A 13698-nucleotide genomic window follows, 5' to 3' on the forward strand; every position below is an offset into this window, starting at 1 on the left:
TAGGAGGCGTGTGGACGCGCAGCAATGTGTGAAGCTTAGCCTTACTAATAGCCCGATTGGCTTGATCGTTCTCATTGACCATGCTCATCACGACTGCTCTTCGAGCAGTCATGATGGCCATAACTTTTGTCCTCACGGGCTGTAGCCCTGCGGACGGCGCGCCAAACGATTGGCGACGGCCTCTGGCCTGTACGGGTGCCAAAAGCATTCGTCGGATTGGAAAAGTTCAAGACGTGTTCTAAACAGACAAACGAGAGGGTTACCTCTCACCAGCTTCTCGAAAAAATTGCCTTTAAATGACCTGGTGGTTATTGCGGGGTGGCTGCACCCGTTCCCTTTCCGAACACGGCCGTGAAACACCCCTGCGCCAATGGTACTTCGTCTCAAGACGCGGGAGAGTAGGTCGCTGCCAGGTCTTTTAAATGCAATCAAATCTTCTCATCACGAAAACTGACGGCCCATGCCGATCCAAAGGGCCGCCCATAAGCGGCCTTTCGTCGTTAAGGGTCACAGCAGAACAAAAAGAATGCAAGGATCGCTATCAGGTCTTGATCTGGTGCCATCCTTACAGGAGACAAAACCCATAGGGTTTTGCTCCGGCACAGTCCGTCACAGCTTCGCTGGGACGTAGCCGCGCAAACCAAAGGTTTGCGCTCAACGCGGGGTGGAGCAGCCCGGTAGCTCGTCAGGCTCATAACCTGAAGGCCGCAGGTTCAAATCCTGCCCCCGCAACCAAATCTTTCCTCAAAGAATACCGGAATAAACGAAGGCAAACGCAGCGCGACGCGGCGCCAGCCTCAAGGCTCAACCGCGCGGGTCGCTGACAAGTCATAAAAATGACGCGGAGAGTGCCAACTCGCCGCGCCGGTAAAGCATTTATAGTCCTTCGGATATTCAAAACGGCGACGAAAGAATCGCCGCTTCGGCCATCACGGCCCTTCGCAGATCGGTGCGCGTCCCGTTACAACTTCACCAACCTGCGCATCGTAAGCCCGAAAACCATAAGTCCCGATCTCGATGATCCGGTAGCAGGGATTGCCGCCTGTCCAATATGGCATCGGATCCGTCAGATCCGTGATGAACCGATGCGAACATGCCTGCCCTGAACTATAGGCGATACCGCTTGAACTGGTGCCCGCCATCGGCACATGGATGTGGCCGAATACGATATGCCTGACGCCGCCTTTATGGGCCGAAAGCACGTCCATCACAGCACCGTCATCGTGCATGCCGATATGGTCGAAATGCGCAATGCCGCAGTCCATCGGCGGATGGTGGATGAATACGGTGGCCGGAAGCTCGCCGGCGCCAGCGAGGGCAGCTTCGAGAAACGCTAGGCGATCGGCGCCGAAAATCCCGCCGATGACGTTTGGCTCATGGCTGTCGAGGAAGATCAGTCGACCGAATTCCGTATCCTGAAAGGACTGGATGAAACCGTTCTCATCGCGCGGATGTTCGGCAAAAGCCGTTACAAAATTGGCGCGGTCGTCATGATTGCCGAGCATGAGGCGTACGGGAAACGGCACAGAGGAAAGAATATCCTTGAGGATCGCATAGGCCTCCGGATCCCCGTGATTGCACAGGTCGCCGGTCATGACGAGCAGGTCTGCATCGGCATGTTTTTCGACGATATCCGCAACGGCAGCGCGCAACTGCTTCTCCGGATCGATCCCGTTGACCGAATGGCCGGACGGCATCAGATGCGTGTCTGTGAGCTGGATGATTTTCACTGGCTGAACTTCCTGAAAAAACAGATCGGCCGCGGGAGTTTTTCCGCGGCCTTTGAGGTGTGGCGATAAGTCCGATTACTTCATCAGGGCGTTGGTCTGTTCAACCATCTGCTTGAGACCAACTTCCGGGGTGATTTCTCCGCGCATGACCGTGCCGATGATGTCGCGCTGGGTGCGCCAGATGCGAACCGAATCGCCACCCGGATAACCGGCCCAAGGGAGCGAACGGTCAGCCTGCAGCGAGGCAGTCTTGACGTTCGGATGTTCGGCATAATAGGGCGCTAGGAAGTCCGGGCCGGTCGCAAGCTTGTTGGTCGGCAGGTAGCCGGTGATGCGAACGATCGTGTTCTGGGCTTCCGGGCCGGTCACCCACTTCAGATATTTCCAGGCAGCTTCCTGCTTGGTCTTGTCCTGCGTCAGGATCACGGCCGAATTACCACCGGTCGGAACGCCGCCATCCTTGGCGTTGTCGAGCGGGAAAGTGGTGGTGGCCAGCTGGAAGCGGTTGCCGACCAGCGCTTCGATGGTCTGAACGTGTGCCGGCGTGGAGAAGATGAAGCCCGTGAGGCCTGCACCGAACTGCTGGCGCGACTGGTCCCAGTCGAGCAGGTTCTGGCCACCTTCGGTGACGAACTGGCGGGTGAGCTTCAGCGCATTGAGGCCGATTTCGTTGTCGAAGGAAACCTTCTTGGTGGATTCGTCGACCAGCTTGCCGCCCTGTTCGAAGACCAGCGACTGCCAGAGCCAGTCATCCGGCCAGCCGTTGATGTCGTAGCCCATGCCGGCGACCTTCGGGTCGAGCGCGTGGATTTTCTTTGCAAGCTCGATCAGGCCCGGAAAGGTCTTCGGCATGTTGGCAGGATCGCCGCCAGCCTTCTTCACCAGATCGGCATTGACATACATGATCGGCGAAGAAGCATTGACCGGCAGGCCATACTGCTTGCCGTCGACCTGGCCGAGAGCCGCCATTTTCGGGCTGTAGTTCTTGTCGAGGAAGGCCTGGCCGCCGTCAGCTTCGATGAAGGGCGTCAGCTCGGTAATCTGCTTGCGCGGCAGAAGCGTGTGAACCAGTTCGCCGGTCAGATTGTAGCCGGAGAAATAGACGTCCGGAAGATTGTTGGTCACGGCGGCGCGCAGAACCTGCTGCTGGCCTTCGTTGTAACCTGCTGCCGGAGCAAGGAAGTTGATCTTGATGTCTGGATTGCGCTTCATGAATTCGTCAGCCAGCGGCTGATGGAATTTCGTGAAGCCCGGCAGGTTGTAGAGCACGTTGAGCGTGACATCTTCCGCATGGGCAGATGCGGTGAAGCCGGTCAGGGTGAGGCCAAGGGCGAGGCCGCCGAGAATGGTCCGTCGGTTGATGGTCATGGAAATCTCCGGGGAGTTGGGGAGGGGCTTATTTCACACCGGTCATGGTGATGCCGGCGATGAAGTGTTTTCTGGCGATGAGAAAGCAGACCACCATGGGTGCGGTGATGATGGCTGCACCCGCCATGATCGCGCCGTAGTTCGCGCCGGATTCGACGTCTGCGAAGAGCAGCATGCCGAGCGGCGGCGGTGCGAGATTGGTGTCCGTGACGACGATCATCGGCCAGTAGAGGTCGTTCCAATGGGCGACGAGCGAGAATACCGAGAAGGCTGCGAGAGACGGCAGGGAGCCGCGCAGCACCAGCCGCCAGCAGATTTCCAGCTCGGAAAACCCGTCCATGCGGGCCGCCTCGATGATCTCGCTCGGATAGCTGCGGAAAGACTGGTTGAAGAGGAAGATCGCGAAGACCGACAGGAAGAAGGGCATCATCATCGCGAAATAGGTGTTCAGCAGCTGCGCCTGTGCCAGCCCGACGAAGAGCGGCAAGGCGAGCGCCTGGATCGGCACGCAAAGCGCCGCGATGACAAGCACCAGAAACAGCCGGCGTCCGGGGAAACGCAGCTTGGCGAGAGCGTAGGCCGCAGGCACCGCGGTGACGACCTGGACGAATAGAATGCCGAAACAGACGATCACGCCGTTCAGCATGAAGCGTGCCATGGGCACCTGACCCGCGGCGCGGGAATAGTTCTCCGCCGCCGAAAATTCCTGCGGGATAGGCCACAGCGACACATCGAAGATCTCGGCAGCCGAGCGGATCGATGTCAGGAACATCCAGTAGAACGGGAGGAGCATGATGAATGCTCCGACCGCCAGCACGGCATGGGGAATGTATTTCTTGAGCCCGCTCATCAGTAATGCACCTTCCGGTCCATATGCAGCGTCTGGCCGATCGACAGTATCAGGACGATGGCCAGGAAAATCAGAGTCAGGGCGGCGGCGTAGCCGGTATTCGAATATTCGAAGCCCTCGAGATAGATCGCATAGAGCAGGACTTCCGAGCCCGAGCGCCCTTTGGTCAGCACTGCAACGGTCTCAAAAACCTTGAAGGCGGAGATCGAGGTCGTGACGACAACGAACATTGTCGTCGGGCCGAGCATCGGCCAGGTCACCGTCAGAAAACGGTCGATCGGGTTCTTGGCGCCGTCGAGGCGTGCTGCCTCATGCAGGTCCTTGGGGATCGCCGTCAGGCCGGACAGGAAGAGCACCATGTTGAAGCCTAGCACCTGCCAGATGCCGATGATGGCCATCGTCGGAATGAGCAGCACGGGATTCGAGAGGAAGCTGACCGGCTCGAAGCCGAGCCACTTGATGGCGGCATTCACAGGTCCGAGTGACGGATGCAGCAGGAACTGGAAGACGGTTGCCATGGCGACCAGCGTCGCCGTGACCGGCAGGAAGTAGGCAACTTCCCAGAAGGCACGGCTGCGTTTGCGGTTATAGACCAGCAAGGCAATTCCGAGCGCGAGGAAGACACCGGCCGGAATGACGATCACTGCATAGAGGACAGTGTTGAAGAGCGCCCGCATGAAGACGGGATCGGCGAATGCCTTGCGGAAATTCTCAAGCCCGACAAAACTGGTTGAAAGCGCGCCCAGCTGGTAATCGGTGACCGAGAATACGGCCAGCACGATCATCGGTATGATGTAGGTCAGCACTAGCAGCAGTGCTGCAGGCAAGGCGAAAAGGATACCGCGGCGCGCCATCCGGCGGGCAGTCGACGACCGTCGCGGCTTTGCAGCGATATCCACCTCGGCTATGGGGGCCGCGATGCTCATGCCGGCACCTGCTCGAGAGAAGTGAGCTCGCAGCGCTTCTCGTCCGATCCGAAGAGATGCATATGCGCTTTGCTGAAGCCGAGCCGGATTCGACCCTGGTCATTCATGCTGATCTCTTCGCCGGCCCGCTGGCGCAGCACCACGGTGATCTTCTCATCGTCATAGAGCTGGCAGGTGACGTATCTGTCGGCGCCCTGGGTCTCGCTGCGCAGGATACGCGCGCCGATACCGTCTGCCGACGGGAAGATGTCTTCCGAGCGAATACCGAGTGTAGCCTGGCCGCGCGCGGCATTGCTGGATCGAAGGCCCAGCCTGCGCCCGAAAAGAAGGACATCACCAGCATTGTCGATTTCGGCCGGCAGCAGATTGATGGACGGCGTGCCGATAAAGCGGGCGACCGTCAGGGTCGCAGGCGCTCCATAGAGCTCATCAGGTGTTCCGAGCTGCTCGATACGTCCTTCCGACATCAACGCGATGCGGTCGGACATCGTCATGGCCTCGATCTGGTCATGCGTGACATAGACAAAGGTTGCCCCGAGGCGATCGTGAAGATTGATGAGCTCGCTGCGCATATGGGCGCGCAGTTTTGCATCGAGGTTCGAAAGCGGCTCATCCATCAGAAAGGCGGAAGGCGAGCGGACAAGAGCGCGCGCCAACGCCACGCGCTGGCGCTGGCCGCCGGAAAGCTGTGCCGGCTTCCGATCGAAGAGATGGCTGATCTGCAGAACGTCGGCAGCTTCCTTTACGGCGCTATCGATCTCGCGCAGCGTTTCGGCCTTGACCAGCAGGCGTCCGATGAGCGGCAGCCGCTCCCAGATGGACAGGCGGCGCATGCGCAGCGGCGTCGCGATATTGTCGCGGACGCTCATATGCGGATAGAGCGCATAGGACTGAAAAACCATGGCCAGGTTACGGTCTGCCGGATCGACGTCGGTCAGGTCACGCGCGCCGATCGAGACGGTACCGCGATCGGCAGTCTCGAGCCCGGCAATGATCCTGAGCAGTGTGGACTTGCCGCAGCCCGACATGCCGACAAGCGACAGAAACTCGCCGGGAACGATGGAAAGATCGATGCCCTTGAGCACGTCGTCCGCGCCGAAGCCCTTGCCGATTCCAGAGATGGTGATTGATTGAGGCTGCATTCTGCGCTCCTTTTCGGGGCGCCTATGCGGCGTGCAGGTAACAGGACTGCGACAGTTTTGAGAAAATTCGGTGACTGGGATGTCGGCGCGATCTGTTGCAACCTCTTGTGGGCGAAGTTGCCTGCTGCGGATTTTCGTCATTTTCAGATGCGGCCATATCAAGGTCATCGCATGCGTTGCGGCACAGCGCGTTTGACGAAATGAAATACCGGGTGAGGCTCAGTTCGGCCTGACGATCACCAATCGCCGACACAGTGTCATGCGCCTGTAAAAATCACGCTCTAAGAGATCCTCGAAAGATTGCACGGGTGTGCAAAAGAGGTATCGAATGGCGATGGACGAAGGTTTTGTGGAGTTGCGCGGCATCGCCAGCCGGTATGGCTCCACGCAGGTTCTTAACGATATCAACCTGTCCATCGCCAAGGGCGAATTCGTTGCTCTTCTAGGCTCTTCGGGCTGCGGCAAGACCACGCTTCTGCGCCTGCTGGCCGGTTTTCAGACAGCTTCGGCAGGCGAGGTCATGGTGCGCCGTCGTAACATGACAGCCGAGCCGCCGCACAAGCGCGGCATGGCGCTTGTTTTCCAGTCCTATGCCCTCTGGCCGCATATGACCGTCGCGCAGAATATTGGTTATGGCCTGAAGCTTCGCGGCGCTCCCCGCTCGAAGATTGCCGAGCGGGTTTCAGCCATGCAGGCCCTGCTTGGTCTTCAGGGTCTGGAAGCAAGAAAACCGTCGGCGCTGTCCGGCGGCCAGCGCCAGCGTGTGGCGCTTGGTCGCGCCCTTGCGATCGATCCGGAAATCCTGCTTCTCGATGAACCGCTCTCCAATTTGGACGCCCGTATCCGCCTGACCGTCCGCCATGAATTGCGGGCGCTGCAGAAGCGGCTTGGCATTACGGCCGTCCACGTCACCCATGATCGCGAAGAGGCCATGGTCATGGCCGACCGGATCGTCATTCTCGATGCCGGCCGTATTGCCCAGGCCGGTACGCCGGAAGAAGTCTATAATCGTCCGGCCTCCGCCTTTGTCGCAGCCTTCATGGGCGCCGAAAACGTCGTGCCGCTTTCGGGCACCGTTGATGGCGAGGCATTTGTCATCGCTGAGGGGCCTGTCAATGCTGCGGGCAGCGTCGCCTTGATGGCGCGGCCGCTTTCCACCGGCTCCGTCGAAGCCCGTTTCCGCCCCGAAGCTGCTCGTCTCGCCCCCGCTGGCGACGTCATGGCACCGGGTACCGGCATCACGTTCCGCGGCGAAGTCCTTGCCGTCAGCTATCCGGGTGGCCATTGGCGCCATGTCGTGCGGTTGGGCGATCGCGAGATCATGGCGGATGCCGATCGCGCCTTTGCACCGGGCGATGCCGTCGCCGTGCATGTGCCGGCCGAAGCGCTCTTTCTTTTCAGCTCGCCGCATCAGGCGGCCGGCTCCACCAATTCCCGGGCGATGACGTCCGGGAAGGTTTCTGCCTGACTTTATAATGCCGACCTCTCACCTCCACGGAGCAAAATCCATGAGAAGATTGTCTTACGCAGCCTTCGCCCTCGCCTTTGCCGCCCTGCCGGTCAAGGCCGAAGAGCTGACCGTCGCAACCGCCGGCGACCAGAACATGGTCGACTACATCAACCAGTATCTCGGCCCGCTTTTCGAGAAGGCCTATCCGGGCAACACGGTCCGCGCCGTCGGCACCGGCCCCGGCGATGCCGGTTCGCAGAAGATTCTCGAGCGTTTCGATGCCCAGTCGGCTGCAAAGTCCGACAAGTGGGATATCGACGTTGCCGTCGTCCACGAAAAGTTCGTCGGCCCGATGGTCACCAAGAACTATCTCGACAAGTACCGTTCGGACATCGACACCGGCAAGCTTGTCACCCGCGACAATGCCAAGATGGCGCTCGGCACCGATGTCGACGGTTACGTCATGCCGATGTTCAACAGCCAGACCGCGATTGCCTACAATCCGGATCTCGTTCCGAACCCGCCGAAGTCCTATGCTGAGCTGGTTGAATGGGCCAAGGCTCATCCGAAGCAGTTCGGTTATAACGGCATCAAGGGCGGCGCTTCCGGCGTATCCTTCGTCATGGGTTGGATCTATGCCTTCGGCGGCGGCGATGCCAACATGCTGATGAACGGCCCCTTCAAGGAAGAAGAGACCAAGAAGTGGGATGCGGCCTTCAAGAGCCTCGCCGACTTCACCAAGAACGCGACGCTGACCCCCGGCAATGCCGGCACGCTTGACCTTCTCGCCCGCGGCGAAATCGCCATGGGTCCGGTCTGGGTCGACATGTTCTATTCCTGGAAGGCCAGCGGCCAGCTGCCGCCGAGCATGAAGCTCGTCCTGCCGGCTCCGGGCATGCCTGGCCAGCCGATGCACTATGTCATGCCGGAAAAGACCGCCCATAAGGACCTGGCTGAAAAGTTCATCGCTTTTGCGACCAGCCCGAAGATCCAGGCCGAAGGCATCGTCAAGCGCTTCAACTGGTATCCGGGTATCGACGCCACCAACGTCAAGCCGGAACTCGACGACGCCACCTGGAACAAGCTCTTCGTCGATATCTCGCCGGCTGATCTTGCCTCCAAGGGCAAGCCTTTCCCGATCGCACCTTACAACAACGCGATCCTCGAAGCCTACGAGAAGTCGGTAAAGTAACCGCCATCCGGAAATCCAGCTCCCCGGATCCGTTTCCGGGGAGCCTCTTTCTCATTTGATTGGTCGACTATGTCCGGACGTTTTCTGGGTCTTCTGCTGGTGCTGCCGGCACTGGCAGTGATTGCCTTCCTCTTCATCCTGCCGCTCGTCATGTCGGCGGTCGGCGCCTTCCAGGTGGAGGGTGCTTTCGGTTGGGGCAATTTCGAAAAGACCTTTGACCTTTATACCAAGGACATCATCTTCAGCGTGGTGATCATTGCGATCTCGACGGCGCTGATCGGCCTTCTGTCGATTGCGATCGGCGGTTATCTGACCCTCGGTGAACATCCCGTTGCCGTCGCCATCCTGCGCTGGCTCTATCGCTGGCCTATGTTCATTCCCTTCATCGTCGTCGGCCAGGTCCTGCGTACCTTCCTGTCCAAAAGCGGGATGATGAACAATGTCGCCATCAATCTCGGACTGATTGCGCCGATCGATGCGACGAGCTTTCTCGACTGGCGCGGCATCGTCATCGCCTTCGTCTGGAAGCAGACACCCTTTGTCGCCCTGCTGGTTGCCGGCGCCATGGCATCGCTCAACCGTGATACGATCGAGGCAGCCCGCAATCTCGGCGCATCGCGCCTGCGGGTGCTGATCGAGATCGTCGTGCCGCAGGTGAAGATGACGCTGACTGTCGGGCTTATCCTTTCTTTCGTGACGATGATGTCGGTTCTTTCGGTACCGCTGATGATCAATGCCCAGACGCCGACCATGCTGACCGCCGACATCGCCTTCCGGGTCAATTCCTACGGTGACTACGGTGTCGCCAATGCGCTCGGTCTGATCTCGCTGGTACTCGCCTCTTCCGTCGCCTGGATTTATCTGCGCGCCAGCCTGAAGGAGCGCGCATGATGCGGAATATCTCTTTTGGCGGCGGTGCCTGGTCCACCCTCTGGTGGATCCCGCGTGGCATCATCTTCGGGCTTCTCGCCTTTTTCATCTTCGGCCCGCTCTTCAATCTCGTGCTCTGGACGGTCGCCGAAAAATGGTACTTTCCCCATAGCCTGCCGCTTCAATACGGCTTCAGCTATTGGGAGAAGGTTTTCGCTCCACGCGGAGGCGCGATTGAATCGCTGACCAATTCGCTGATTGTCGCGGTCCTGACGGTCGTGGTGTCCCTGCTTCTGGCAATCCCCACCGGCTACGCGCTGGCGCGGCTGAAACTGCCGTTCCGCAGCCTCATCCTGCTTGCCTTTCTCATTCCGCAGGCCTTTCCGAATTTGACGGTCTACGTCAACATTGCCCGCATATTCTATGAGATCGGCCTCAATGGCACGGTGCCCGGTGTAGTCCTTGTCCACGTCTCGCACGGCCTCGTTTATGCCGTCTGGATCGCCACTGCCGCCTTTTCGGCGGTCGATCCGGAACTCGAACAGGCTGCCCGCAATATCGGCGCCGCACCGATGCGCGCCTTTTTCGACGTCACGCTGCCTCTTGCCGCACCCGGCCTGATGGCAAGCGCCATCTTCGTTTTCCTCGAAAGCCTGGATGAATTCACGGGCAGCTATTTCGTCGGCGCGCCGGACGTCAACATGCTGCCGCTGCTGCTTTATACCGCCGGTTCCGGCGGCAATTATCAGATCGCATCGATCACTGCCCTCTTGCTGCTTGTTCCATCGCTGATTTTCATGATGGTGGTGGAACGGTTCCTGAAGGCCGACGTCCTTTCCAAGGTAGGGCATTGAGGCCATGAAAGACGAAAAGAGAATGCGCTTCGTCAGTGCCGAACAGGTGGCGCAGTTGGCCGGCGTGTCGCGATCGGCGGTGTCTCGCACATTCACGCCCGGAGCCAGTGTTTCCGCAGCAACGCGCGAGAAGGTTTTGCGCGCAGCTGAAGAACTCGGCTACCACGTCAACGATCTTGCCCGTGGCGTGCTGGCCAACCAGAGCCGCCTGGTCGGCATCGTCGCTACCAAGCCGGAACTCGGCTTTCGCGCCCACCTCATCGCGGCGCTCACCAAGGCGCTGATTGCCCGCGGCAGCATTCCGATCCTGATCAATACCGGACAGACGGAAGAGGAATTGCTGGCGGCGCAGAAAATGCTGATCGGTCACCGTGCCGAAGCGACGATCATCATTTCCGGGTCGCCGCCGGCAAGCTTTTTCGAGCTTGCGCAACGCAATGGCCAGCCGCTTGTCGTCATCGGTCGTTCAGAAACCGAGGCTGACCATGTGAGCGCCGGAAATTCGGAAGCATCGGGCAGGGCAGCCGAACTGTTCCTCGCTGCCGGCTGTCGTCGGCTGGCGGTTGTCGGCTCGAAATCCGGCACACCAAGCATTGCCGAAAGGGAGAATGCCTTCCTGGCAGCTGCAAAGGCCGGAGGCGCAGAAACCATGGCTGTGCGCGGGCCTGAATCGGATTACGATGGTGGGCTCATCGCAGCACGGGATCTTTTCGCGGGCGGGGAAAAGCCGGATGCGATCTTCTGCGCCAATGATCTTCTTGCCTTCGGCGTCATGGATTTCATTCGCCGGGAAACGGAACTGCGTATCCCTGAAGATATCGGCCTCATCGGTTTCGATGACGTCCCGGAGGCTTCCTGGCTCAGCTACGAGTTGACGACCTTCCGCCAGGATCCTGGCATCATGGCCGCGCGCGCTGTCCAGCTGCTAGAACATCGGCTGCAAAATCCCGATGCAGCGCGCGGTTACGAGCGCGTCGTGCCGGAACTGGTCACGCGCAAAAGCTTCGTTCCCCGTTGAGCCTTTACGCCACGCTATTGCGCCGTCTGCCTTCGAGCAGGTCGAGAACCGAATTGGCCGCGTCCAGAAGGTTGGTGCCCGGCCCGAATACGGCCGAGACGCCGTTCTGCAGCAGGTAATCATAATCCTGCCGGGGAATGACCCCACCGACCACGACGATGACGTTATCTGCCTTCCTTTGCTTCAACGCCTCGACAAGCAGTGGCGCCAGCGTCTTGTGGCCTGCAGCCAGTGAGGACATGCCGACCACCTGTACCTTTTCCCGGACGGCAAGTTCCGCCGCCTCGTCCGGTGTCTGGAACAGGGGCCCGGCCAGAACCTCGAAACCGATATCGCCAAAGGCCGAAGCAATCACTTTTGCTCCGCGATCATGACCGTCCTGGCCAAGCTTGGCGATCATGATTTTGGGCTTGCCCGAAACCTTGCCGTAATCCGCAAGCCGGGTCACGATCGTTTTATATTCCGGGTCGCCCTCATAAGCCGCACCGTAGATATCGTTCACCACTTCCGGCTCGGCGGAATGGTCACCGAAAGCCTGCCGCATCGCATCGGAAATTTCGCCGACCGTTGCCCGCGCCCGTGCCGCTTCGATTGCCAGTTCCAGCAGGTTTCCTTCGCCGCTCTCGGCCGCCCGTTCGATGACGGCAAGGGTTGCCGAAACACGCTGCTGATCACGGGTCCGGCGAACCTCCTGCAATCGCTTGATCTGGGCATTGCGCACGGCAGTATTGTCGATCGCGAGGATATCGATCGGCTCCTCGTTTTCCAGCCGGTATTTGTTGACGCCGACGATGATTTCCGCGCCACGATCGAGCTTGGCTTGGCGCAGCGTCGCGGCCTCCTCGATCATCCGTTTCGGCAGTCCGTCCGCCACGGCCTTGGTCATGCCACCAAGGCTCTCGACCTCCTCGATCAGTGCCCAGGCCTTGTCCGCCAGTTCGGCGGTCAGGCTCTCGACATAATAGGAGCCTGCCAGCGGATCGACGACCTTGGTGACACCGGTTTCGTGCTGGAGGATAAGCTGCGTATTGCGGGCAATGCGCGCCGAAAAATCCGTCGGCAGAGCCATGGCTTCGTCAAGCGCGTTGGTGTGCAGCGACTGTGTGCCGCCGAGCACTGCGGACAATGCTTCATAAGCCGTGCGGATGACATTGTTATAGGGGTCCTGCTCGGCGAGAGACACGCCGGATGTCTGGCAATGGGTGCGCAGCATCAGCGAGCCTGGCTTTTGCGGCTTGAACTCCTCCATGATCCGCGACCACAGGATCCGGGCAGCCCGCAACTTGGCCGCTTCCATGAAGAAGTTCATGCCGATTGCGAAAAAGAAGGAAAGGCGGCCTGCGAAGTCGTCGACATTAAGCCCCTTGGCCAGTGCCGCCCGCACATATTCCCGCCCGTCGGCAAGCGTGAAGGCCAGTTCCTGAACCAGTGTCGCACCCGCTTCCTGCATATGATAGCCGGATATGGAAATCGAATTGAAACGCGGCATTTCCTTCGCCGTGTATTCGATAATGTCGGCGACGATCCGCATCGAGGGTTCGGGCGGATAGATATAGGTGTTGCGGACCATGAACTCCTTGAGGATGTCGTTCTGGATCGTGCCCGACAATTCTGCGCGCGAACAGCCCTGTTCCTCGCCAGCGACGATGAAGGAAGCGAGGATCGGAATCACGGCACCGTTCATCGTCATCGAGACCGACATGTCCTTGAGCGGAATGCCGTCGAACAGGATCTTCATGTCCTCGACGCTGTCGATCGCCACGCCCGCCTTGCCGACATCGCCTTCGACGCGCGGATGGTCGCTGTCATAACCGCGATGGGTGGCGAGATCGAAGGCGACGGACAATCCCTTCTGGCCGGCAGCGAGGTTGCGCCGGTAGAACGCGTTCGATTCCTGCGCGGTCGAAAACCCCGCATATTGCCGTATGGTCCAGGGTCTGCCGGCATACATGGTCGCGCGCGGCCCGCGCATGAAAGGCTTTATCCCAGGAAGGGATTCCAGATGATCCAGGCCCTGAAGATCTTCGGATGTATAAAGCGGCTTGATATCGATGCCTTCAGCCGTGTGCCAGACAAGCGTGTCCGGCGAAGCCTTCAGCTCCTTTTGCGCAAGGGCCTGCCATTCCTCCAAACCCTTGTTGCCGGAATTCTGACCCGGATCGAGACCTTTCGAGCTGCTGTCCGACACCGATTTCCTCCTCGACAAGCGGTTTCGTATGCACGCGCCAATGGCGTATAGCCATCAATATAGAACGCGGATCAGAGGCTGAAAGCCAGGTTCCGCATTTAGTTCCTGCC

Annotated in this window: 11 protein-coding genes, 1 tRNA gene and 1 rRNA gene; 7 read left to right on the forward strand and 6 right to left on the reverse strand. The window is 59.5% G+C overall.

The window, feature by feature from the left end; genetic code table 11:
- Positions 1 to 300: 300 nt before the first annotated feature.
- Together rrf and FHW37_RS15680 are read left to right on the forward strand one after the other, a co-directional pair.
- Positions 301 to 415 (forward strand): 5S ribosomal RNA (gene rrf, locus FHW37_RS15675).
- Between the two features lie 243 nt (positions 416 to 658).
- Positions 659 to 735, forward strand: a tRNA-Met gene (locus FHW37_RS15680).
- A 194-nt stretch (positions 736 to 929) separates the two neighbouring features.
- Here FHW37_RS15680 and FHW37_RS15685 read toward each other — a convergent pair.
- From FHW37_RS15685 to FHW37_RS15705, 5 genes are all read right to left on the reverse strand, one after another.
- The gene (locus tag FHW37_RS15685) at positions 930 to 1730 is read right to left on the reverse strand and encodes a phosphodiesterase (RefSeq protein WP_145638099.1); all 801 of its coding nucleotides are present in this window, start codon (positions 1728 to 1730) and stop codon (positions 930 to 932) included.
- Between the two features lie 75 nt (positions 1731 to 1805).
- Positions 1806 to 3098 carry an ABC transporter substrate-binding protein gene (locus FHW37_RS15690; protein ID WP_145638100.1) on the reverse strand — a complete coding sequence of 431 codons (1293 nt, stop codon included), beginning with the start codon at positions 3096 to 3098 and terminating at the stop codon, positions 1806 to 1808.
- A gap of 28 nt (positions 3099 to 3126) precedes the next feature.
- A complete protein-coding gene (locus FHW37_RS15695; RefSeq protein ID WP_145638101.1) occupies positions 3127 to 3948 on the reverse strand; it encodes a carbohydrate ABC transporter permease in 822 nt (273 codons plus the stop codon).
- Positions 3948 to 4874, reverse strand: coding sequence for a carbohydrate ABC transporter permease (locus FHW37_RS15700; RefSeq protein ID WP_145638102.1), 927 nt, complete (start codon positions 4872 to 4874; stop codon positions 3948 to 3950). The genes FHW37_RS15695 and FHW37_RS15700 overlap by 1 nt, the downstream gene beginning before the upstream one ends.
- A complete protein-coding gene (locus FHW37_RS15705; RefSeq protein ID WP_145638104.1) occupies positions 4871 to 6016 on the reverse strand; it encodes an ABC transporter ATP-binding protein in 1146 nt (381 codons plus the stop codon). The genes FHW37_RS15700 and FHW37_RS15705 overlap by 4 nt, the downstream gene beginning before the upstream one ends.
- A 328-nt stretch (positions 6017 to 6344) precedes the next feature.
- Here FHW37_RS15705 and FHW37_RS15710 point away from each other — a divergent pair, with 328 nt between their 5' ends.
- The 5 genes from FHW37_RS15710 to FHW37_RS15730 all read left to right on the forward strand — a co-directional run bounded on the left by FHW37_RS15710 (position 6345) and on the right by FHW37_RS15730 (position 11400).
- On the forward strand, positions 6345 to 7484 hold the full coding sequence (locus FHW37_RS15710; protein WP_432442865.1) for an ABC transporter ATP-binding protein: 1140 nt from the start codon (positions 6345 to 6347) through the stop codon (positions 7482 to 7484).
- Positions 7485 to 7524: 40 nt separating this feature from the next.
- Complete coding sequence (locus FHW37_RS15715) at positions 7525 to 8658, forward strand: extracellular solute-binding protein (protein ID WP_145638106.1); 1134 nt, start codon at positions 7525 to 7527, stop codon at positions 8656 to 8658.
- A gap of 69 nt (positions 8659 to 8727) precedes the next feature.
- A complete protein-coding gene (locus FHW37_RS15720) occupies positions 8728 to 9549 on the forward strand; it encodes an ABC transporter permease (RefSeq protein WP_145638108.1) in 822 nt (273 codons plus the stop codon).
- On the forward strand, positions 9549 to 10382 hold the full coding sequence (locus FHW37_RS15725; protein WP_145639268.1) for an ABC transporter permease: 834 nt from the start codon (positions 9549 to 9551) through the stop codon (positions 10380 to 10382). Before FHW37_RS15720 ends, FHW37_RS15725 begins: the two co-directional genes overlap by 1 nt.
- Positions 10383 to 10386: 4 nt before the next feature.
- Positions 10387 to 11400: a LacI family DNA-binding transcriptional regulator gene (locus tag FHW37_RS15730; RefSeq protein WP_145638110.1), complete on the forward strand. Its 1014-nt coding sequence runs from the start codon at positions 10387 to 10389 to the stop codon at positions 11398 to 11400.
- A gap of 4 nt (positions 11401 to 11404) precedes the next feature.
- Here the strand turns inward: FHW37_RS15730 and scpA are convergent, their stop codons facing one another.
- Complete coding sequence (gene scpA / locus FHW37_RS15735) at positions 11405 to 13531, reverse strand: methylmalonyl-CoA mutase (RefSeq protein WP_432442872.1); 2127 nt, start codon at positions 13529 to 13531, stop codon at positions 11405 to 11407.
- Positions 13532 to 13698 lie beyond the last annotated feature (167 nt).

The organism is Neorhizobium alkalisoli (assembly GCF_007829835.1).
Classification (GTDB): Bacteria; Pseudomonadota; Alphaproteobacteria; order Rhizobiales; family Rhizobiaceae; genus Neorhizobium.